This window comes from Rhodococcus sp. IEGM1428 (assembly GCF_050321865.1).
Taxonomy (GTDB): domain Bacteria; phylum Actinomycetota; class Actinomycetes; order Mycobacteriales; family Mycobacteriaceae; genus Rhodococcoides.
Genome location: NZ_JBNQFW010000003.1, coordinates 624,358 through 644,421, shown reverse-complemented (window position 1 = coordinate 644,421; position 20,064 = coordinate 624,358). Strand labels below are relative to the sequence as shown.

The following is a 20,064-nucleotide window of genomic DNA, read 5'->3' as shown; positions in this document are numbered from 1 at the left end:
AACTCCGTAGCCAGCATGAACAACTGAAAGGCGTGTTCCATGACCGACGAGTTGACCGTCCGGCGCGTGATCGACGCTCCCCCCGCCTCCGTGTTCACTGCGCTCGCCAATCCCGAGGTCCAGGCCGCGGTCGACGGCTCGGAGATGCTGCGCGGCGCGATCGACCCGACGCCTCTGCGCGCGGTGGGCGACACCTTCGCGATGGATATGTACCAGCCGGAACTGGGCGAGTACGTCATGGAGAACACCTTGTTCGTGTTCGAGCAGGACCGACGCATCGGTTGGATTCCCAATCGCCAGGGCATGGAACCTCGTGGCACGCGGTGGTCCTGGGAACTCGAGGAGGTCGCCGACGACCGGACAGCGCTGACGCAGGTGTACGACTGGTCGCGCGTCACCGACCCGGAATTCCGCAAGATGGCCGGATTTCCGCGGGTGACCGAGGACCAGATCGTCGGCACCATGCGCCGGCTTGCCGACCACCTCGGCGTCCCGCTCGAAGACTGATCCCCAACGACAGGAAAGAACTCTCATGGTCGACGTCACCCGCACCTTCACCGCCGCTGTTCCGATCGAGAAGGCGGCCGCATTTCTTCGCGACTTTTCCAATGCGCCGTCGTGGGATCCCGGAACCCAGAGCTGCACGCAGATTTCGGACGGACCGGTCGCCGTCGGAACGCAGTGGCACAACGTCTCGAAGCTGTTCGGTATCACCACGGAGTTGACCTACACCTTGGTCACGGACGAGCCTGATCACATCGTGCTCGAAGGCGAGAACAAGACGGCCACCAGCGTCGACGACATCACGCTGACGGCAGAAGGTGACCGATCGACTCGGATCGACTACCACGCGCAGGTCGAGTTCAACGGTGCCGCAAAGGTTGCCGGTCCGTTCCTGAAGGCGGGTTTCGAAGCGAAAGTCGCGCCGGACACCGTAGAGAAGATGACCGAGGCGCTCGAGCGGCTGAGCTGACGGTTTACTTGCGCGCGACGATCGTGAAGTTGTCGGCCGAGCTCGTCTCGGTACCGGCCGCCACGATCGAACCGTCGTCGGCGAAGATCTCCACGATCGTGAACCCGGCACCCGTCACCAGCGACCGCACGTCCGACAAGGTGGTGAAGTGCATGAACGGCGCGAAATCGTGTGCGGCAAGCGGAGCGATGGCCCAGGATCCTCGATCGTCGACGCGGGATCTGGCCGACCACCAATTACGAACGCTGCGAACAACACCGGCAGGATCCAGCAGCCTCCGCCCGATTGCCGTCACTGCCCGTTTCGGTGAGAAACTGAAACGCTGTGTGGGCCTGCTCAGTTGAAACGGCTTCTCGCCGAACGACGGTCCGTTGCGGTTGAGGGTGGAGAACACCAACACTCCTGGATCGGCCAGTAGGCGACAGAATTCTGCGAGTACCCGGCCCCGCTCCTGGTGGGTGACGGTGTCTATTCCGTTGTTGCTGAACACGATCAGGCCGAACTCGCCGTCCGCGAAAGCAGTCAGACTGCGCGCATCGGCCACGTGCGCCTGCAGGTCCGGGAAATTCCGACGAAACGCATCGATCATATTGGGCGCGTAGTCGATCGCCACATAACGATCGCTCACGAGTCGGAGCAGAGCCGTGGTTCGCCCACTGCCGACACCGACGTCGAGCACCGGTGCTCCGCGCGCAACCGAGGCCGCAGCAACCAGCGCTGCTGCTTCCCCACGGTCGAGAAATCCATCGGTGGGGCCGGCGTACTCCACGTAGGCCGCGGCCACCCGAGCACTGTCGAACACATCCCGGTTGTGGTCTGTGGACACGCCGATCACCTCTTCTTCCCTGACCGCTGCCACATGCGTCTCGCCCCTGGGATCAGACGGTACCGGCGAACCCTGAGTTACGCCTGAGGTGGCACAGCTATGGCCTTCTCCCCGGCTGTGTGTGCATCATCGACGTATGACAAATTTGTACGACGCGTGGCCGGAACTTCCGATCGAGAGCTGGTCCGACACTCGCGACACGGTGCATCTATGGACCCAGATCGTCGGCAAGACCCGCATGGCACTGTCGCCGGCACTCAACCATTGGTGGGGAGTCGCGCTGTACGTCGATGCATCCGGACTGACGACATCGCTGATCCCACTGGGCGACCGCGGGCTCGAAATTCGTTTCGATTTCCTCGCCCACCGGTTGGTACTGGCCACCACCGATGGTCAGAGCCGGACCATGAAGCTCGAACCACGAAGCGTCGCAGACTTCTTCGCCGAATACACCGACCTGCTCACGCAACTCGGGGTCGACGCGACGATCGTGGGAAAGCCTGTCGAACTGCCGCACGCCACCCCGTTCGCGGAGGACGTCGAACACGCCTCCTACGACTCGGCCGCGATGGAGAGGTTCTGGCGTGCCCTCGTCAGCGCACATCGCGTGTTCTCCGAGTTTCGCGCCGACTTTCGCGGCAAGTCCAGCCCAGTCCATTTCTTCTGGGGCGCTTTCGATCTCGCCGTCACGCGCTTCTCGGGTAGGTCTGCCCCGCAGCATCCCGGTGGTGTTCCCAACTGCCCGGACTGGGTGATGCACGAGGCCTACAGCGACGAGGTCTCGAGCGCCGGCTTCTGGCCGGGCGGGGCAGCGGAGGGCGCGTTCTACGCCTACGCCTACCCGAATCCGGCCGGCTACGACAGTCATCCGGCCGTCACTGCTCCCGCGTACTTCGATCGCGATCTCGGCGAGTACGTCCTCCCCTACGAGGCCGTACGCACCGCCGACGACCCCGATGCGCTGCTGCTCGCCTTCCTCGACAGCACCTACCGCGCCGCCGTCGAGACTGCCCACTGGCAGTAGCTCGGAGAGAGGTGGTCTCCGCCCCCCCATCCGGGGGTATTCGGCGGGTGACCCGGATCACTACCGTTCGTCGCATTCGGTATCGCACATTCGCCCGATACCCGACAAAACGGAGGAACCATGACCGCTGTCTCGCCCGGAGATCCGGGCGTCTCCACGCCGACCGAACCGGCGGTGCAGACCAAGACCAGTGTTCGACGGGTCGCCGTCGCCAGTGGAATCGGTACGACGATCGAGTTCTACGACTTCTTCATCTATGGAACTGCTGCCGCATTGGTTTTCCCGACCATCTTCTTCCCAGCGCTCGGCAACACGGCCGGTACCGTGGCCTCGTTCGCGACGTTCGCAGTCGCATTCATCGCCAGGCCCGTCGGTGCCGTGCTGTTCGGACACTTCGGCGACCGCATCGGTCGCAAGAAGACGTTGATCTCGACGCTGCTGCTGATGGGAGTATCCACGTTCGCCATCGGCCTGCTGCCCGGTGCCGAAACGATCGGCGTGGCTGCTCCGATCATCTTGGTGCTGCTCCGGTTCGGGCAAGGGTTTGCCGTCGGCGGTGAATGGGCCGGCGCGACATTGCTCACGGCCGAGTACGCACCGCCGGGTAAGCGCGGCTTCTATGCGATGTTCCCCCAGCTGGGACCATCGGCCGCCTTCATCTTCTCGAGCGCGACGTTCCTGGCGACGGGACTGCTACTGGGCGATACCAACGAGACGTTTCTGAACTACGGTTGGCGAATCCCGTTCCTGCTCAGCGCCGTTCTGGTACTCATCGGCCTCTACATGCGGTTGGCCATCGAGGAGACCCCGGTCTTTCGGGCCAACAAGCTCGCCGAGGAGCAAGCTCCGGCGACCTCGACACCGACCAAGCTGCCGATCTTCGACGCGTGGCGTATCCAGAAGCGCGAAATCATCACCGCCGCGGGTGCATTGGCGTCACTCTTCGCCTTCTTCTACATGGGGACCGCGTACCTGACGAGCTACGGCACCAAGACCCTCGGGTTCGACCGTCCGTTCGTGTTGGTCACCGGGATAGGCGCTGCGGTGATATTCGGAGTCGCGATCGCGCTCTCGGCGACCTACTCCGATCGCGTCGGGCGGCGGCGAGTGATCATGGCGGCGTGCATCGTCGCGGTGCCGTGGTCGATAGCGCTGTTCCCGTTGCTCGACACGGGCTCACCGGAAGCTTTCGTGATCGGTATGTGCGTGACGCTCGCGATCTTCGGCGTTGCATACGGACCGACCGGCGCACTCCTCCCGGAACTGTTCCAGACTCGATTCCGTTATACCGGAGCAGGTTTGGGCTACAACCTCGCCGGAGTTCTCGGTGGCGCGATTCCACCGATGCTTGCCGCACCGCTCACGGCCGCGTTCGGCAGCATCTCGATCGGCGTGATGCTGGCTCTGCTGTCGGTGCTGAGTCTGGTCTGCACCAAGAGATTGCTCGAGACCAAGGATGTCGACATGGCGTGAGGGCCCACAACCCGACCCCCGACATCGAAGAACCGCGGCCACCCGGTAATAGGGTGGCCGCGGTTCTTGTCGGCTCTCTACGGACGAAACTCAGTCGTCGCCACGGGGCGGCGGCTGAACATCGACGCCGCCGGAGTTGTGCTCCGGTCCCGCCGCGGGATGCTCTGCCGGCACGCGACCGCGAGTCTTGGCGGCCTCGCTGTCCTTGGTGGCACCCTCGGCGAACTTCCGACGCCAGCTCTCCTCGGGACGGTAGGGGCCCGGCTTCGGCCGAACCTTGCCGCCCGGGAACGCCAGCCTTGCGATGGTCCGCTGGACCATGCCCCATTGCTGGAAGAACGGTCCGGTGTTGTACGGCAGCTCGTAACGCTCGCAGATGTCCTTGATCTTGGGCGCGACGTCCGAGTACCGGGTGCTGGGCATATCCGGGTACAGGTGGTGTTCCACCTGGTAGCTCAGGTTGCCGCTCATCAGGTGGAACAGTGGTCCGCCGTCGATGTTCGCGGCTCCGACCAACTGACGGACGTACCATCCGCCGCGGGTCTCGTTCTCGACCTCTTCCTGGCTGAAGGTGTAGGCCTGATCCGGGAAGTGACCGCAGAAGATGATTGCGTTCGACCAGACGTTGCGGATGATGTTGGCGGTGAAGTTGGCGGCCACCGTCGACAGGAACGTGCTCTCGACACCGCTGAGCCGGCTGTCCAGCAGCGCCGCGGTCCTACGATTCTTGCCGAATCGAGCCGACCCACGCAGCTTGGACGCCAGCCGAGACCTCTTGCTCTCCGGCACACGACCGCCCGACGCCAGCTGTGCCAACGCGAATGCACCTGCGCTGATCAGCGGCCAGCCCACGTAGTCCTTGACGAACTGCTTGCGTGCCTTGACGCCGATGCCCTTGAGGTCCTCGACGAGTTCCTTGACCGGCTTCTCACCGCGGCGAATCGCCTCGATGTCGAGGTCGTGCAGCGCGACGCCCCACTCGAAGAAGGCCATCAGCAGAACGTTGTAGAACGGCTGTGCCAGGTAGACGGGACTCCACTTCTGACGTGGGTCGATACGCATGATCTCGTAACCGAGATCCTTGTCCTTGCCACGAATGTTCGTGTACGTGTGGTGCACGTAGTTGTGCGAGTGCTTCCACGAGTTGGCGGTGGACGCGGTATCCCAATCCCAGACGGACGAGTGGATTTCCGGATCGTTCATCCAGTCCCACTGGCCGTGCATGACGTTGTGGCCGATCTCCATGTTCTCGAGGATCTTTGCGATTCCGAGGCATGCGGTACCGGCCAGCCACGCGGGCTTGCTGGTGGAACCGAGCAACAGCACGCGGCCGGCGACCAGCAGCTGACGCTGAGCTGCGATCACCGAGGTGATGTACTTCCGGTCCTTGTCACCGAGGCTGGCGTACACCTCGTCGTGAATGGCGTCGAACTCCTTGGCGAGTTCGGCGATCGTCTCGTCACTGAGGTGCGCCAGCGGGTTCACCGGCCCGTCGGTGTCGGTGACGCGCCTGGTGGTTTCGTCGATAGACATACATTCCCCTGTTCGAATGGAAGATCAGAGTTCGATTTCGATGTCGCCCTCAGCAGTGTTGACACAGATACGAACCGCTTGCCCCGTAGGTTCGGAGATATCCCCGTTACGTAGGTCACGTAAACGCCCCTTTTTCAGGGTACCTACGCACGTGTGGCAGATGCCGATTCGGCAGCCGAACGTCAGATCCAGTCCGGCTTCCTCACCTGCGGCGAGAATCGTTGTGGCACCGTCGCATTCGACGTCCTTCTTGCTGTTGAGGAACTTGACGGTGCCGCCCTCACCAGCGTCGTCTCCGCCGCCGATGACCGGCTGGAAACTTTCGTAATGGAATCGGTCCGACTCTCCTTGGTCTTTCCAATACGAGCGCAGATCGTCCAGATGTTCGCCCGGACCGGAGCAGAACGACTCCCGCTCACGCCAATCCGGGACCAGTTCGTCCAGTTCCGACGCCTTCATCCGACCTTCGTCGCTGGTGATGCGCAGCTTCACCGTCAGCCCGTCGTGCTTGGCTTCCAATTCCTCCAGCGTGTCCGCGAACATCAACTGTTCACGGTTGTGCACCGAGTGCACCACAACCACGTCACGGACCTGGTCGTGATGATCGAGGGCGCGCAGCATGCTGATGATCGGCGTGATGCCACTGCCTGCGCTGATGAACACCATCTTGTCCGGAACCGGACTCGGCAGGGTGAATTCACCCTCCACCTCGCTGAGGCGCACGATATCGCCGGTCCTGATGGTGCCCACCAGATACGGCGACACCGTGCCCGACGGCACCAGCTTGGGGCTGACGCTGACGAGACCGTCGACAGGGTCGGGATCGGACGTCAGCGAATACGCCCGCCAGTGGTACCGACCGTCGATCAGTACTCCGAGTCGGACGTACTGCCCGGGTGTGTGGCCCTGCCACTCGAAACCCGGACGGATGTACACCGAGACGGCCTCCGACCCCTCGGGAACCACCCGCTCGACCTTCCCCCGAAGTTCGCGAGTGGTCCACAACGGATTGATCATCGACAGGTAGTCGTCAGGCCGGAGCGGATTGAACAACGATCGGACTGCGCGCAGCATCGTCCGTCTTACAAAAGAAACCTGGGGCTTGGCCCCCCGTTCAGCCATACTCAACGGTAACTCCGAGAAGCTCGCCGTGCGTACGAATCGCGCAGACTCGAATCAGACTGCTACACAAAGTGAACAGAACACGGAGTCACCGCCGGTCAGCGCGCTCGCGAGACTCGATCACCGAGAGCGGCGCTCACTTTGCCGTACCAGCCGAGCGGACGAGCCGGGCCTCGTGTCGGGACGTCCGCGAGCAAGGCCTCGGCCGTTTCCTCTGCGTCGATCTTGTTGTCGCCGATGCCGCCCGTGGCACCCCGTTTGGCCCATCCGACCACATAGCTGCCCGGAACGGGTGTGCCGTCGGCAGCGGTGATCCGTCCGCCGTCGTTGCGAATGGTGCCGGTGATGTCGTCGAACGGGACGCCCGGCGACGGAGTTCCGCGATAACCGATCGCGAGCAGAACCAACTCCGTCGACAGAGTGACCGCGTGTTCACCCACCCCCACCTCGATGGACTCCACCGAGCCGTTTCCGTGCAGGGCGGATGGTGCCCGCCCGAACGCGAAGACGATGCGACGCCCTACGTTGTTTCTGGGTCGTTCCGCAGGCTCCACTCCTGGACGCGAGCCGAGATCGACGCGCTCGGCCCCGGCCAGCGCCGACGCCGAGGCAGACAGCGGCAATCGATCGATAGCCTCGACAATTCCGTCCGGTCCTGCCACCACGACGTCGACGTCCGGTCGATCGACCAACGCCTTGCACTCGGAACGCGTGAAGGCCGCGAACTCGGGGCCACGGCGCGCGAGAACAACGACCTCGGTGACGCGGTGTCGACGCAGTTCGGCCAATGCATGCGGGGCGATCTCGGTACCGTCGAGCCGGTCGGGGTCTGCGGTGAGGATGCGCGCGGCATCGAGTGCGACGTTCCCGTTTCCGATGACGGTCACCCGCTCGACGCCGGTGAGGTCGATCGCGTCGGCAGGGACGTCGGGATGCCCGGTGTACCAGCCGACCAGGGTGCGTGCGCTGACGGAATTGTCGAGATCGATACCGGGAATGTCGAGCGCTCGGTCCTTGTCGGCACCGACGGCATAGACGACGGAGTCGAACTTTCGAGCCAACTCCACGTGATCGACATCCTTACCGACCTCGACGCCGAGCTTCATCGTGACCCGAGGATGCGCGAAGATCCCCCGGAAGTGCTCGCTGATGCGTCGGGTGCCGAGGTGATCGGGAGCGACGCCGTAGCGCGCGAGACCACCCGCGGTGTGCAATCGGTCGTAGAACGTGATCCTGGTGCCCGGCACCCGCAACAGGGCTTGCGCCGTGTAGCAGGCGGCCGGTCCCGTCCCGACGATGGCGATGCTGACCGGCGGCAGTTCGTTGACCGTCGACACCGGAAACTTGGGCTCACCCCACTCCGCTACGGCAGGCTTGTCGCGGTAATAATCGGCATTGATGTCCGCGTAGATCTGCTGATCCGGCGTCAATCGGGACACGCGCGTGATCGCGTCCACCGGGCACGCGTCGGCGCAGGCCCCGCAGTCGATGCACGAGCGCGGATCGATGTAGAGCAGCTCGGTCTTGCCGAAATCCGGCTCGTCGGGCGTGGGATGAATGCAGTTGACCGGGCACACCGACAGGCAGGATGCGTCGTTGCAACAGTTCTGCGTGATCGCGAACGGCATGGGTTTCTCAGATGTCCTTCACGGCCTCGAAAAGAGTGGTCAGAGCATGTGCAGACGACGGTAGATCATCTCGGCCGGCTTGGTGACCAAACCGCAGTCGAGGAGAAACGCCATCAGGTGCTCGCTCGAGGTGCGCATCATCGTGTGGTGATGAGCGTTGTTCTTCGCTTCTTTCACGGCGCGGTCGACGTCGAGGCCCGCTGCTGCGTAGACCTCCTTGTTGACCATGTTGGACACGATCAGGCGCGCGGCGATCGCGACGACGAGCGCGCTGGCCTTGCGGCGGGCCGGGCTCTTTCCGGCGATATCTTCGCGCATCTGTGCGCGTGCGAACGTCATGTGTCGCGATTCTTCGACGACGTGGATCTTGCTGGTGGTGCGAACGAGCGGCAACACGTTCTCGCCGCGCATCCAGTCGCGCTGCATGACGTCGAGAACCTCTTCGGCGACGAGAATGCCGCCGTAGGCCACCTCGGCCGATGCAAGAGCCTTGAAGCCACGACCGAGCTCGATGCTCGATCGACGCGGCAGGTAGGCCTTGATGCCCATCTTCTGGCAGGCGCGGGCGAACATGATCGAGTGACGGCATTCGTCGGCGATCTCGGTGAGCGCGAACTGGAAGTCCGAGTTCGACGAGTCCTTGCAGTACTGGTCGCGCAGAACCATCTGCTGCAGGATCATCTCGAACCAGATGCCGGTGCTCATGATCGAGCAGACCTCGTGGCGAGTGAGCGTGATGCGCTGTTCCTCGCTCATCTCGTCCCACAACTTCGTGCCGTAGAGGGTGCTCCACTCCGGGTTGAGGCCGTAGAGGGAGGGATCGAGATCGGCCTCCCAGTCGACCTCCTCGGCCGGGTCGTACGAGAGTTGGGCGGCTGAATCGAGCAAACGCGCCGAAACATCCTCGGGCTCGAGAACGTCGTTCCTGGAGAGTGTGCTGGTCATCGCCGTCGTTCCTTTCATCGTCGAACAGGAGTGGTTAGCTGTTACGGAGATTACCAGGTACTTGCCGACACAGATAGTCGCTCGGGCAAAATCTCTCCGATTCTTTTTCCGGCCCCTAGAGTTCGAGCGACCACAGAACGGAGATTCACCGGTGACCGCAGCTCTACGCGCCGCCCTCGACCGCACCCCGATGCGGCTCTACGCAGCAGGCATGGTCTCGGCCAACGCCATCGGCGCAGTCATCGTGTTCGTGCTGGCCCGCTTCATCCTGCCGCTGCCGGTCGGCTCCGAGGAGATCCTGTCCGATCGCAACTACCTGGCGTTCTTCGTGTATCTGCCGGTCGCGATCGGCATCGGGATCGTGCTCGGACTCCGCGTCGCGAGGCCGCTCGTTCTGTGGCTGCACACCGGCGGTACGCCGTCGGAGGACACCGCGATCGCCATCGTGCGACTGCCGCTGCGTCAGCTCGGTGTCCACGTTCTGCTGTGGGCCCTCGGCGTCGCCGTGTTCGTAGCGGTCAATGCGTCGGCAGGCGCAGCGTTGTCGATCATCGTCGCCATCGCCGTCAGCTTCGGCGGGTTGGCGACCTGCTCGTTGGGCTACCTGGTTGCCGAAAGAACGCTCAGGCCGGTCACCGCCGCGGTGATGGACGTCAGCGAAGTCACCGACACGGTCGCGCTCGGGGTGAAGCTGCGTGTCGTCCTCATCTGGGTACTGAGCACGGCCATCCCCGTCCTCGGTCTCGGTCTCATCGGGCTCGGCAGACTGATCGACACCGTTATCCCACCCGAGGTCGACCTGTCTCCCGCGATGGTGTCGCTGTCCGCGGTCGCCCTGGTCGTCGGATTCGGCGGCATGTTTCTGGTCGGACGCTCCGTATCGGACCCGCTACAGCAGGTCAGCTCCGCCATGCAACGCGTCGAAGCCGGGGCGACGGACACCCGCGTCGACGTCTACGACGCGTCCGAGATCGGCCGCTTGCAGAACGGGTTCAACAAGATGGTGGTCGGTCTCGACGAGCGCGAGCGACTGCGTTCTCTGTTCGGCAGACACGTGGGCCACGATGTGGCGCAGCGGGCATTGGCGAGTGCTCCGCGCCTCGGTGGCGAGAACCGGACGGTCGCCGTACTGTTCATCGACCTGGTGGGTTCGACGGCGATGGCCGAGCGAGAGTCCGCGGAGGCAGTGGTCGATATTCTCAATCGGTTCTTCGCAGTGGTGGTCGAGCACGGCGAACGTAACGGCGGCTTCGTCAACAAGTTCGAGGGCGATGCCGCATTGCTGATCTTCGGCGCTCCGGTCGATCACCCCGATCCCGCCACGGCGGCACTGCGCACCGCACGCACCCTGGCCGTCGCCCTTGCCTCCGACGGCGGCTTCGAAATCGGCATCGGCGTGACGTACGGGCCGGTCATCGCAGGCAACATCGGAGCGGAATCCCGCTTCGAGTACACCGTCATCGGTGACACCGTGAATCAGGCGGCCCGGCTCACCGATCTCGCGAAGGACGACCCGAACACCGATGTGCTCACGTCGTCGGTCGTGCTCGATCACGCAACCGCGGGTGAGAGGGAGCACTGGACAACAGGTGAGTCCGTGACGCTGCGTGGACGCTCCACACCTACGGTATTGGCCGCACCCGTCCATCGACACGGACCGCCCACCACACCGTAGAAATTCGAAGGTTTCCCGTTCGGTGCCGATGGGGCATACCCCCCGAACCAACTCACCCATCGCGCATGCCGAGACATTGACTGGTACAACGTCTCTCGCTCCGAAAGGCACCCATGTCCGCAATTCTGTTCGGTTCGATCAGCACGCTCGTCGACACGTCCGAACTGCAACGTCGCTCGTTCAACGAGGCCTTCGCAGCCCACGATCTGAACTGGAACTGGTCCCGTGAGGACTACCGTTCCATGCTCGGGTCGAACGGTGGTGCCGACCGGATCAGCGAATACGCGTCCGATACGGGCACCGAGGTCGACGCGGCCGCAGTGCACGCCACCAAATCGGAGATCTTCCAACGGTTGATCAGCGAATCCGACGTGAAAACGCGTCCCGGCGTTGCCGATACGATCGACTCCGCCAAGGCGAACGGCATCAAGGTGGGCTTCGTGACCACCACGTCCCGCGACAACATCGATGCATTACTGGCGGCCCTGAGCCCGGAGCTCACCGCCGACTCGTTCGACGTCATCGTCGACGCATCCTCGGTGGACGCAGGAAAGCCCGATCCCGCGTCCTACGATTTTGCTTTGAAGACGTTGGGCGAGAACGCATCCGACAGTGTGGCCATCGAGGACAACGCCGGCGGCGCGGCGGCAGCGGCAGCCGCAGGCATCACGTGCGTCGCATTCCCGAACGAGAACACTGCAGGCACCGAGTTCGGCTCGGCCACCGACACCGTCGATGCACTCGATCCCGAGCGCGTGCGCGCTCTGATCTCAGCCTGACCCTTCATCCACCCCAGGAGTAATTGTGAGCAATCTTCAGGCCCAGGTCGTTGCCGGAGACAGGTCGTTTCGCGTCGAGGGATACGAGCGCATCGAGTACGACCTGATCTACGTCGACGGTGTCTTCGCCCTCGAGAACACCGAATTGGCCGACAGCTACCGTCCGTACGGACGCGCTCTGATGGTCGTCGACGAGTCGGTTCACGAGATCTACGGGGACCGAATCCGCGCGTACTTCGATCATCACGACATCGCATTGACGGTAGTCCCGGTACAGATCAGGGAAACCGCGAAGTCGCTGGAGACCTTCGAGCGCATCGTCGGTGAATTCGACGCTTTCGGCCTGGTCCGCACCGAGCCGGTCCTGGTGGTCGGTGGTGGATTGACGACGGACGTAGCAGGTTTCGCGTGCGCCAGCTACCGACGGAACACCCCGTACATCCGCATTCCCACCACGTTGATCGGCCTGATCGACGCGAGCGTGTCGATCAAGGTGGCCGTGAACTACGGCAAGCACAAGAACCGACTCGGTGCGTACCACGCATCGCAGAAGGTGCTGCTCGACTTCTCGTTCCTCGGCACGCTGCCCGAGGACCAGGTGCGCAACGGGATGGCAGAGCTGATCAAGATCTCCGTCGTCGGAAACCTGGAAATCTTCGAGATGCTGGAGCAGTACGGCCCGGAACTGCTACGCACTCGCTTCGGCCACCTCGACGGGACACCCGAATTACGTTCCGTGGCAGATCGATTGACGTACTCGGCCATTGCGACGATGCTCGAGCTCGAGGCTCCCAACCTGCACGAGATCGACCTCGATCGCGTCATCGCCTTCGGCCACACGTGGAGCCCGACGCTCGAGCTGACGCCGCCCGCTCCGTTCTTTCACGGTCATGCCATCAATATCGATATGGCTCTGTCGACGACCGTCGCCGAACAGCGAGGCCATCTGTCCAGTGCCGACCGTGATCGAGTGTTGGGCGTCATGAGCAGCATCGGACTGGCGCTCGACAGTCCCTACCTGACACCCGAGTTGCTCTCGGAGGCAACGGCATCGATCCTCAAGACCCGTGACGGAATTCTGCGCGCCGCAGTACCCGACCCGATCGGCACCTGCCGTTTCCTCAACGACCTGGATGCGAACGAGCTGGCCGATGTGCTGACCTTGCACAAGAAGATCTGCCTCGACTTTCCACGCGCCGGCGAAGGCCTCGACATGTTCACTGCACCGACGCCGTGACTGCGCAGCCGCGACCGGTCACCCCGACGACAATTCTGGCGCGCGAACTCGGCGAGATTGCCGCACTACTCGACGCCGGGGTGACCGACGAGCTGACCACCCGTGTGCATCGGGCCCGCGATCTCGCGGCGGGACTCGACCCGTATCTCGACACCTGCACCACCTCCGAATCTGCGGCTCTGGCTTCGTTGGCGTCGCGGACCCGCTCTGCGGACTGGAGATCACGTGACGTGGTCTCCGGTTCCGGGCCCCTGGAGATGGAAATGCTCTCCGGCCATGTGGAGGGACGCTTCCTGGCGTTCCTCGTACACATGACCCGGGCGACGCGGGTGCTCGAGATCGGCATGTTCACCGGTTACTCGGCGTTGGCGATGGCCGAGGCGCTGCCCGCAGGCGGCGAGGTCGTCGCCTGCGAGGTGGATCCGTACGTGGCCGAGTTCGCGCAGTCCTGCTTCGCGGAATCGACTGCAGGATCTGCCATCACGGTGCAGGTGGGGCCTGCGCTCGACACCCTGCGCGGGCTCGACGGGTCGTTCGACCTGGTGTTCATCGACGCCGACAAGACCGGATACCGCGGGTACGTGGAGTATCTGCTCGAGAGCGATCTGCTCTCCGACGGTGCCGTGATCGCCGTCGACAACACCCTGTTGCAGGGTCAGCCCTACGCTGCGCAGCCGAGCGAGAACGGCCGGGCCATCGCCGAATTCAACGACTACGTCGCCGACGACCCTCGCGTTGAACAGGTTCTGATTCCTCTGCGCGACGGCGTGACACTGATCCGGCGCACATGATCCGCACCGTTGCAGCACTGATAGGCCTCACGGCCACCCTTCCCCTCGATCTTGCGGTGGTGGGGGTGGCCGCGCTGCGCGGTACCCGGCCCTCCACCCATCGAACCCGTTCACCCAGAACGATTCTGATCAGCGGCGGAAAGATGACCAAGGCCCTGCAACTCGCCCGGTCCTTTCATCTCGCCGGGCATCGGGTGATCCTGGTGGAGTCGTCGAAGTACCGCTGGACCGGACATCGTTTTTCCCGCTCTGTCGACCGCTTCCATTGCATTCCCGATCCGGGTGATCCGGGATACGCGCAGGCCCTGCTGGACATCGTTCGCCGCGAGGGGGTCGACGTCTTCGTGCCCGTCGCAAGCCCGGCCGCGAGCATTCACGACGCGGACGCACGTACGCTCCTCGATGCGCACTGCGAGGTGATCCACGGCGACGCGGACATCGTGCGAATGGTGGACGACAAGTCCAGATTCTCCGAGCACGCAGCGTCATTGGGACTGCGTGTTCCCGACTTCCGACGCATCACCGACCCCGCCCAGATCGACGAGTTCGAGTTTGCGCCGGGTCGTGAGTACATCCTCAAGCGAATCTCGTACAACCCGGTCGGCCGAATGGATCTGACGCGGTTGTCGGCGCATACGCCCGAGCGCAACTCCTCGTTCGCCCGGAGCCTGCACATCACCGAGGACGACCCGTGGATCCTGCAGGAATTCATCGCCGGACAGGAGTACTGCACACACGGCACTGTGCGCGAAGGTCGCCTTCAGGTGTACGGCTGCTGCGTGTCGTCTGCCTTCCAGGTCAACTACGAGATGATCGACAAGCCCGAAATCCTCAGCTGGGTAAACACATTCGTCTCCTCGCTCGATACCACCGGGCAGCTGTCGTTCGACTTCATCGAGTCCGCTGCCGATGGCCGGGTCTACGCCATCGAATGCAACCCGCGCACCCACTCGGCCATCACGATGTTCTACGACCACCCCGATCTGGCCGCGGCGTACCTCGACGACGATCGTCCGATGATCGTGCCGCGTCCGACGGCCCGGCCGACGTACTGGATCTACCACGAGCTGTGGCGTCTGCTCACCGAAGGCAATCGAGTGTCCCGGCTCCGCACCATCTTTCGGGGCAAGGACGCAATCCTGACCGGCTGGGATCCGCTGCCGTACCTGCTGGTGCATCACCTACAGATTCCATCCCTGCTGTTGCGTAATCTCGCGGCGCGCCGCGGCTGGTCTCGCATCGACTTCAACATCGGCAAGCTCGTGGAGAACGGAGGCGACTGATGGCACTGTCGGTCCTGGTACTCGTCGGATCCTCGGTGGACGAGTTCCACTGCGATCTGTCTCGGGTGTACGCGGGGGGCTTCCTTGACGCGCTCGGAGGCGATCCCGCATACCGACTCGAGGTGGCTTTCGTCTCCCCGGGTGGGCTGTGGAGCTTTCCCGGCGGGATCGACTCCGCCAGTGTGGCTGCGGCACCGCAGATGTCCCTGGCTCAGGCAGTGGACGTCATGTCTGCGTGGCACTTCGACGTCATGGTGCCGCAGATGTTCTGCCTGCCCGGCATGACGACCTACCGCAGCCTGTTCGATCTGATGGATGTCCCGTACGTGGGCAACACCGCGGACGTCATGGCCATGACGGCGGACAAAGCGCTGGCCCGTGCCGTCGTCGCTGCTGCCGGAGTCGCCGTCCCGGCCGGCGTGGTGGTACGCAGTGGCGGCACAGTCGATCTCGAATTACCCGTCGTCGTCAAGCCTGTCGACTCGGACAACTCGATGGGAGTCACGCTCGTCGAGGACGACGACTCTCTGGCACCCGCGATCCACGACGCGCTGGCGTATTCGTCTGCCGCACTGGTGGAATCGTATATCCCGCTCGGACGGGAGGTTCGCTGCGGCATCATCGCGGTGGACGGCGAGCTGGTGTGTCTTCCCCTGGAGGAGTACGCCGTCGACTCCGTGCGCACGAGCGCCGACAAGTTGGATCGGACCGCGGACGGAGATCTGTTCCTGGTCGCGAAACAGGAGACCAAGGCGTGGATAGTCGACACCTCGGATCCGATCACCGAGAAGGTCTGGGCGGCAGCACGATCGTGCTATCGGTCGCTCGGCTGCCGGCACTACGGACTGTTCGATTTCCGCATCGATCCCGACGGAGAACCCTGGTTCCTCGAAGCCGGTCTCTACTGCTCGTACTCACCCTCGAGTGTGCTTGCGGTGATGGCCGCGGCAGCGGACATCACGATCGACCGCCTGTTCGCGCACTCGCTCCGGGAACTGTCGGTGAAGGAGTTGGCATCATGACGTTGGGAATGGAAATTCGCAGTCTGGATCTGGACTCGGCCTCGGTCGACGACATGCGAACGCAGCTGGCCGAATACGGTGTACTGATCCTGCGTGACCAACCGATGGACGACCGACGCTTCATCGAGTTCCTTCGCCGGTTCGGTGATCTCATGTTCACCGAGGGTGAGACTCCGGTCCCGGGATTTCCCGACCTGAACGTCGTCAGCAACATCGGCCGCACCACCCCGCCGAAGTCGACGTTCCACGTCGATACGACGTACGTGCCGAATCCTCCCGCGTACACGGCATTACGAGCTGTGTGCGTACCGACAGTCGGCGGCAGCACCCAGTTCAGCGACCAGTACTCGGCGTACGACACGCTTCCTGCGGCAGTGAAAGAGAACCTGGCGGGGCGTACGGTGACGCATCGGGTGACCGGGGTGGCGTCGGACAGCGATTCCTCTGCCGAGCATCCTTTGTTCGCAGTCCATCCGGTGTCCGGCCGCACTGCACTCGCGCTCTCGGCACCCGCCCGATGCGTCGCGATCAGCGGAATGAACTCCGAGGACACGCGCGAGACCATCCGGTACCTGTTCGAGCACTCCACTCGCGCAGACAACGTGGTGCAGCACGCGTGGGCTCCTGGCGATCTGGTGATGTGGGACAACCGATGTGTGATGCATAGGGCCGACCACAGCGGGGTGGTCGGAAACAGGGTGATGCACCGCGGAATGATCGCGAATGCGGAGAACACGTCGGTTATGTGACCGACGACTCAAAGAGTTGCTGGTTCGCCCCCCGCCCGGAGAATCGAGTCATGACTTCCCCTCTGTCGATCAGCCGCGAAACAGCCGTCGGCGCCGAAGCTCGCCTGTCCTGGATTCTTTCCGGACTCGCGGGGATGGTGGGCGCAGTGGCGTTCTTGCACTCCGCCGGTTATTTCGTGACCTTCATGACCGGCAACACCGAACGCGCCGTCGTCGGCCACTTCGGACACCCGGAGGGCAAAGAGGTTGCGCCAGGCGCTTCGCCGTGGGCTGCACTGGCCCTGATGGGGTCGTTTCTCGCGGGCGTGGTGATCTCGTCGATCTGCAGGCGGCGCTACTGGTCGAACCATCCGCACGGGGCCACTGTGTTGACCACCATCGCACTCGCCGCAGCCGGGACGATCGATATCGCCATCTCCGGTTGGTCGTCTGCAAACGTGAACTTCTACCCGATTCTGTTGGTGGCCTTCGCACTCGGCGCGCTCAATACCGCATTCACGAAGAAGGAAGAGACGTACATTCCGCTCAGCTACGTCACCGGAACGTTGGTCAAACTCGGCCAAGGTATCGAGCGACATCTGTTCGGGGGCGGGACGCACTACGACTGGCTCTGCTACACAGCCCTTCTCGGGTCGTTCGCACTGGGCGGGGTGGTCGGCGCATTCATCGGCGTCGTCATCACCGGACCGCAGGTACTGCTTCTCACCGCACTGATCAGCTTCGGCGCGACGATCTTCACGTTCACCCACACCGAGCGAAAGTCACTGCTGGGCTGATGACGCGTGCGGCGCTATTCCGCGATCAGCGGTGACGATCCGACGATCGTTCTCAGCATCTGCTCCACCAGCGACCGGGGCAGTCGTGATCCGATGAGCACCTGGCGCTGAATCAAGCCCTCGATCATCACGACGAGTGTCTCGGCTTCCGCCTGCGGGTCCTCGGAGTCCAGTGACGCAACGATCCACTGGGCGAACGTGACGAATGCGCCGCGCTGAGTATCGAACAACTCGCGCACCTCGCGATCGTGCTGAGCCTCGCCGAGCATGATGGCTCGCGCAATCACCCGCTTTGCGGCGTCGCCCGTCGTCATTGCTTGGATGAAATCCACGATTCGGGTCACCACAACGTCCACGGTCAGTGGTTTGACGTCGACCAGACTGCCGAACGTAGCCCCGGCAATCTCGAAGTCGCGGGCGAACAGTTGCCCCAGCGCCAAGTGCAGCAATCGACTTCTGGTGGGCGCGTGATAGTTCACCGAGCCCGGGCCGAGGCCTGCTGCTTCGTCCACCGCCCGATGCGTCAGCCCACGAAAGCCTTTGGTGGCCAGCACGTCGATCGCCGCTGTTGCGATCTCGTCGCGCCGCCGCACTCTGGATGCGTCGTCCTTGGGAGTGGCAGGACTCATACCGGGCAGTGTACTGACTGGTCGTTGACATGCCCTGAGCCCACGACCTACTCTCAACAAACGTTGAGCATGGGGGGGAAATGAACAGGAAACCGACACGGCGCCAGGTCGTCGTGGGTGCCGCAGCAGCGGTGACCGCAACCGTCCTGGGGTCTGCTTCGAAGGCGGCCGCAGCACCGACGCTGGGGTCTGCAGACGAATGCGGAGAGCGTTACCGGGGCTATCGAGACACCGACCGAGACCGGCCGTACGCCCACTACATGGCAGAGCACACGACTCCGGCACCGACCGCGGTGGCCGATACCTACGCAGGCCCCCCGCTCTCACCCGACGCGGTACCCGGATTCGACTCGATCACAAACGATCTCGCCTCCACCGGATACTCCAGGGTCGAGACCGGATACGGGCAGAGAGCCGACGGGGTGACGTTCGTGGCGGTACGCACCGTGATGCCTCGGGTGACAGCGGCGATGTGGGACTGGTGGTTCGGATGGCATTCCACCGAAGCTGCCCGTTACAAGCTGTGGCATCCCGATGCCCACCTGTACGCCGCTCTTGCAGAGGATCGGACGGCACTCGACATACCCGACAAGGCCAAGTACGTCGGCAACACGACCTTCGTGGACGAGTACGTCGGGCCGAAACTGCAGCAACTGGGCATCGGCTTTCGTGATCCGATCGCGCACGGCTTCGACGTTCCCTCGGATCAGACGATCGTCTTCGGTCGAGTGGGAAGCTCCATCGCACCGGTGGACCTGGGGTGGCTGGCCCATCAGGTCAGACCCGTCGACGGTGGTGCAGAGATGCGCAGCCGCTTGCACCTGAACCTGCGCGGGTTGCACGTACCGAACGTGAAGCAGGCTGCGTGCGCCGTCCGCCGGGGAGCGTCGGTGGATCCGACCGACCTCGTGCTCGGGCTCGATCTCGCCCGAGATCTGATGCTGCACTGCGGACAGGAGATGAACCACCTCGCCGGCTTCCTGCCCGAGTTGTACGCCGAGTTCGGGAGCTAGTGCCCCAGAAACACCTTCGCCAGCACGATCAGTGCCGCAACCGCTGCGGTGGCCAGCCCACCGAGAAATGCACGGAAGGTCAACCGGTTGCCGCGAATTCGTTCGGTGACCATCTGGATCGTGGCGATGCGCACCACTATGACACCACCGGCCAGCAGTTCCGACCACTGCGCAGGGAGCACCGACAACCAGCCGAGCGCCAGCATCAGCGCGGGGACGGTGCCGGAACTCAGGATGGGGACGGCATCGCGAAGCTCCTCGAAAGCCTTGAACTTGCGTTGCTCGTCGGTGGCGTCTCCGTGCGCCTCCGGTATTTGACTACCGGCCACGAAATCGGCGAACACGTGCGCCAGAAACGTCGTGCCTGCCGTCGCCAGCACCACCACCGCAGCTGTTCCGTGCTCGATCGAGCCGGGCGTCGATGCCACGACGGCCGCGAGGATGAGAATGTTTCCGTAGACGTAGGCGGACAGCCGTGCTGCTGCACGTGCGGGCGGCAGCGGACCGCCCGCACGGGTGACCAACCGGCGATACAACCGGGTTCTGCGAATACGGGTCTCGGCGTCGGTCATACCCCGAATCGTTG

At 63.6% G+C, this 20,064-nt stretch carries 20 protein-coding genes; 13 read left to right on the top strand and 7 right to left on the bottom strand.

What is annotated here, in order from left to right; all coding sequences use genetic code 11:
- The first annotated feature begins 39 nt into the window (after window positions 1-39).
- The gene (locus ACQR3T_RS17900; protein WP_032376301.1) at window positions 40-507 is read left to right on the top strand and encodes an SRPBCC domain-containing protein; all 468 of its coding nucleotides are present in this window, start codon (window positions 40-42) and stop codon (window positions 505-507) included.
- 25 nt (window positions 508-532) lie between these two features.
- Window positions 533-973, top strand: coding sequence for an SRPBCC family protein (locus ACQR3T_RS17895; RefSeq protein WP_032376300.1), 441 nt, complete (start codon window positions 533-535; stop codon window positions 971-973).
- A 4-nt stretch (window positions 974-977) separates the two neighbouring features.
- Here the strand turns inward: ACQR3T_RS17895 and ACQR3T_RS17890 are convergent, their stop codons facing one another.
- A complete protein-coding gene (locus ACQR3T_RS17890) occupies window positions 978-1,799 on the bottom strand; it encodes a class I SAM-dependent methyltransferase (RefSeq protein WP_428694347.1) in 822 nt (273 codons plus the stop codon).
- Window positions 1,800-1,935: 136 nt separating this feature from the next.
- On the opposite strand from ACQR3T_RS17890, the gene ACQR3T_RS17885 reads away from it, so the two are divergent.
- Together ACQR3T_RS17885 and ACQR3T_RS17880 are read left to right on the top strand one after the other, a co-directional pair.
- Window positions 1,936-2,823 (top strand): DUF5996 family protein, encoded by an 888-nt coding sequence (locus tag ACQR3T_RS17885; protein WP_428694346.1) that lies wholly within the window; start codon window positions 1,936-1,938, stop codon window positions 2,821-2,823.
- Window positions 2,824-2,943: 120 nt separating this feature from the next.
- A complete protein-coding gene (locus tag ACQR3T_RS17880) occupies window positions 2,944-4,296 on the top strand; it encodes an MFS transporter (RefSeq protein ID WP_428694345.1) in 1,353 nt (450 codons plus the stop codon).
- Window positions 4,297-4,386: 90 nt separating this feature from the next.
- Here ACQR3T_RS17880 and ACQR3T_RS17875 read toward each other — a convergent pair whose 3' ends face one another.
- The 4 genes from ACQR3T_RS17875 to ACQR3T_RS17860 all read right to left on the bottom strand — a co-directional run bounded on the left by ACQR3T_RS17875 (window position 4,387) and on the right by ACQR3T_RS17860 (window position 9,524).
- On the bottom strand, window positions 4,387-5,829 hold the full coding sequence (locus ACQR3T_RS17875; RefSeq protein ID WP_032376297.1) for a fatty acid desaturase family protein: 1,443 nt from the start codon (window positions 5,827-5,829) through the stop codon (window positions 4,387-4,389).
- A 24-nt stretch (window positions 5,830-5,853) separates the two neighbouring features.
- The gene (locus tag ACQR3T_RS17870; protein WP_032376296.1) at window positions 5,854-6,951 is read right to left on the bottom strand and encodes a ferredoxin reductase; all 1,098 of its coding nucleotides are present in this window, start codon (window positions 6,949-6,951) and stop codon (window positions 5,854-5,856) included.
- Between the two features lie 98 nt (window positions 6,952-7,049).
- Window positions 7,050-8,579 (bottom strand): FAD-dependent oxidoreductase, encoded by a 1,530-nt coding sequence (locus ACQR3T_RS17865; RefSeq protein WP_428694344.1) that lies wholly within the window; start codon window positions 8,577-8,579, stop codon window positions 7,050-7,052.
- A 39-nt stretch (window positions 8,580-8,618) separates the two neighbouring features.
- Window positions 8,619-9,524: an AurF N-oxygenase family protein gene (locus tag ACQR3T_RS17860; RefSeq protein WP_080730416.1), complete on the bottom strand. Its 906-nt coding sequence runs from the start codon at window positions 9,522-9,524 to the stop codon at window positions 8,619-8,621.
- A 151-nt stretch (window positions 9,525-9,675) separates the two neighbouring features.
- Here ACQR3T_RS17860 and ACQR3T_RS17855 point away from each other — a divergent pair, with 151 nt between their 5' ends.
- The 8 genes from ACQR3T_RS17855 (at window position 9,676) to ACQR3T_RS17820 (ending at window position 17,836) form a co-directional block, all read left to right on the top strand.
- Window positions 9,676-11,199, top strand: coding sequence for an adenylate/guanylate cyclase domain-containing protein (locus ACQR3T_RS17855; RefSeq protein WP_428694343.1), 1,524 nt, complete (start codon window positions 9,676-9,678; stop codon window positions 11,197-11,199).
- A 113-nt stretch (window positions 11,200-11,312) separates the two neighbouring features.
- Window positions 11,313-11,978, top strand: a complete 666-nt coding sequence (locus tag ACQR3T_RS17850) for an HAD-IA family hydrolase (RefSeq protein WP_428694342.1) — start codon at window positions 11,313-11,315, stop codon at window positions 11,976-11,978.
- Between the two features lie 25 nt (window positions 11,979-12,003).
- Window positions 12,004-13,215, top strand: coding sequence for a sedoheptulose 7-phosphate cyclase (locus ACQR3T_RS17845; RefSeq protein ID WP_032405697.1), 1,212 nt, complete (start codon window positions 12,004-12,006; stop codon window positions 13,213-13,215).
- Complete coding sequence (locus tag ACQR3T_RS17840) at window positions 13,212-14,006, top strand: O-methyltransferase (protein ID WP_428694341.1); 795 nt, start codon at window positions 13,212-13,214, stop codon at window positions 14,004-14,006. Before ACQR3T_RS17845 ends, ACQR3T_RS17840 begins: the two co-directional genes overlap by 4 nt.
- Window positions 14,003-15,289, top strand: coding sequence for an ATP-grasp enzyme (locus tag ACQR3T_RS17835; RefSeq protein ID WP_428694340.1), 1,287 nt, complete (start codon window positions 14,003-14,005; stop codon window positions 15,287-15,289). Before ACQR3T_RS17840 ends, ACQR3T_RS17835 begins: the two co-directional genes overlap by 4 nt.
- Window positions 15,289-16,311, top strand: a complete 1,023-nt coding sequence (locus tag ACQR3T_RS17830; protein WP_428694339.1) for a D-alanine--D-alanine ligase family protein — start codon at window positions 15,289-15,291, stop codon at window positions 16,309-16,311. The genes ACQR3T_RS17835 and ACQR3T_RS17830 overlap by 1 nt, the downstream gene beginning before the upstream one ends.
- Window positions 16,308-17,060, top strand: a complete 753-nt coding sequence (locus ACQR3T_RS17825) for a TauD/TfdA dioxygenase family protein (RefSeq protein WP_428694338.1) — start codon at window positions 16,308-16,310, stop codon at window positions 17,058-17,060. Before ACQR3T_RS17830 ends, ACQR3T_RS17825 begins: the two co-directional genes overlap by 4 nt.
- Window positions 17,061-17,110: 50 nt before the next feature.
- Window positions 17,111-17,836 carry a YoaK family protein gene (locus ACQR3T_RS17820; RefSeq protein WP_052058707.1) on the top strand — a complete coding sequence of 242 codons (726 nt, stop codon included), beginning with the start codon at window positions 17,111-17,113 and terminating at the stop codon, window positions 17,834-17,836.
- Window positions 17,837-17,850: 14 nt separating this feature from the next.
- On the opposite strand, the gene ACQR3T_RS17815 is transcribed toward ACQR3T_RS17820, so the two are convergent.
- Complete coding sequence (locus ACQR3T_RS17815; RefSeq protein ID WP_052069990.1) at window positions 17,851-18,465, bottom strand: TetR/AcrR family transcriptional regulator; 615 nt, start codon at window positions 18,463-18,465, stop codon at window positions 17,851-17,853.
- A gap of 80 nt (window positions 18,466-18,545) precedes the next feature.
- Here ACQR3T_RS17815 and ACQR3T_RS17810 point away from each other — a divergent pair, with 80 nt between their 5' ends.
- Window positions 18,546-19,478 carry a DAPG hydrolase family protein gene (locus ACQR3T_RS17810; protein WP_428694337.1) on the top strand — a complete coding sequence of 311 codons (933 nt, stop codon included), beginning with the start codon at window positions 18,546-18,548 and terminating at the stop codon, window positions 19,476-19,478.
- On the opposite strand, the gene ACQR3T_RS17805 is transcribed toward ACQR3T_RS17810, so the two are convergent.
- Window positions 19,475-20,050 (bottom strand): hypothetical protein, encoded by a 576-nt coding sequence (locus tag ACQR3T_RS17805; RefSeq protein WP_428694336.1) that lies wholly within the window; start codon window positions 20,048-20,050, stop codon window positions 19,475-19,477. The two genes, ACQR3T_RS17810 and ACQR3T_RS17805, sit on opposite strands and share 4 nt — an antisense overlap.
- Between the last annotated feature and the right edge of the window lie 14 nt (window positions 20,051-20,064).

What these genes read in the sequence shown, in the direction of transcription:
- ACQR3T_RS17900 (WP_032376301.1), top strand. Translation starts at nt 40, where the DNA reads ATGACCGACGAGTTGACCGTCCGGCGCGTGATCGACGCTCCCCCCGCC.
- ACQR3T_RS17895 (WP_032376300.1), top strand. Translation starts at nt 533, where the DNA reads ATGGTCGACGTCACCCGCACCTTCACCGCCGCTGTTCCGATCGAGAAG.
- ACQR3T_RS17885 (WP_428694346.1), top strand. Translation starts at nt 1,936, where the DNA reads ATGACAAATTTGTACGACGCGTGGCCGGAACTTCCGATCGAGAGCTGG.
- ACQR3T_RS17880 (WP_428694345.1), top strand. Translation starts at nt 2,944, where the DNA reads ATGACCGCTGTCTCGCCCGGAGATCCGGGCGTCTCCACGCCGACCGAA.
- ACQR3T_RS17875 (WP_032376297.1), bottom strand. Translation starts at nt 5,829, where the DNA reads ATGTCTATCGACGAAACCACCAGGCGCGTCACCGACACCGACGGGCCG.
- ACQR3T_RS17870 (WP_032376296.1), bottom strand. Translation starts at nt 6,951, where the DNA reads ATGGCTGAACGGGGGGCCAAGCCCCAGGTTTCTTTTGTAAGACGGACG.
- ACQR3T_RS17865 (WP_428694344.1), bottom strand. Translation starts at nt 8,579, where the DNA reads ATGCCGTTCGCGATCACGCAGAACTGTTGCAACGACGCATCCTGCCTG.
- ACQR3T_RS17860 (WP_080730416.1), bottom strand. Translation starts at nt 9,524, where the DNA reads ATGACCAGCACACTCTCCAGGAACGACGTTCTCGAGCCCGAGGATGTT.
- ACQR3T_RS17850 (WP_428694342.1), top strand. Translation starts at nt 11,313, where the DNA reads ATGTCCGCAATTCTGTTCGGTTCGATCAGCACGCTCGTCGACACGTCC.
- ACQR3T_RS17835 (WP_428694340.1), top strand. Translation starts at nt 14,003, where the DNA reads ATGATCCGCACCGTTGCAGCACTGATAGGCCTCACGGCCACCCTTCCC.
- ACQR3T_RS17830 (WP_428694339.1), top strand. Translation starts at nt 15,289, where the DNA reads ATGGCACTGTCGGTCCTGGTACTCGTCGGATCCTCGGTGGACGAGTTC.
- ACQR3T_RS17825 (WP_428694338.1), top strand. Translation starts at nt 16,308, where the DNA reads ATGACGTTGGGAATGGAAATTCGCAGTCTGGATCTGGACTCGGCCTCG.
- ACQR3T_RS17820 (WP_052058707.1), top strand. Translation starts at nt 17,111, where the DNA reads ATGACTTCCCCTCTGTCGATCAGCCGCGAAACAGCCGTCGGCGCCGAA.
- ACQR3T_RS17815 (WP_052069990.1), bottom strand. Translation starts at nt 18,465, where the DNA reads ATGAGTCCTGCCACTCCCAAGGACGACGCATCCAGAGTGCGGCGGCGC.
- ACQR3T_RS17810 (WP_428694337.1), top strand. Translation starts at nt 18,546, where the DNA reads ATGAACAGGAAACCGACACGGCGCCAGGTCGTCGTGGGTGCCGCAGCA.
- ACQR3T_RS17805 (WP_428694336.1), bottom strand. Translation starts at nt 20,050, where the DNA reads ATGACCGACGCCGAGACCCGTATTCGCAGAACCCGGTTGTATCGCCGG.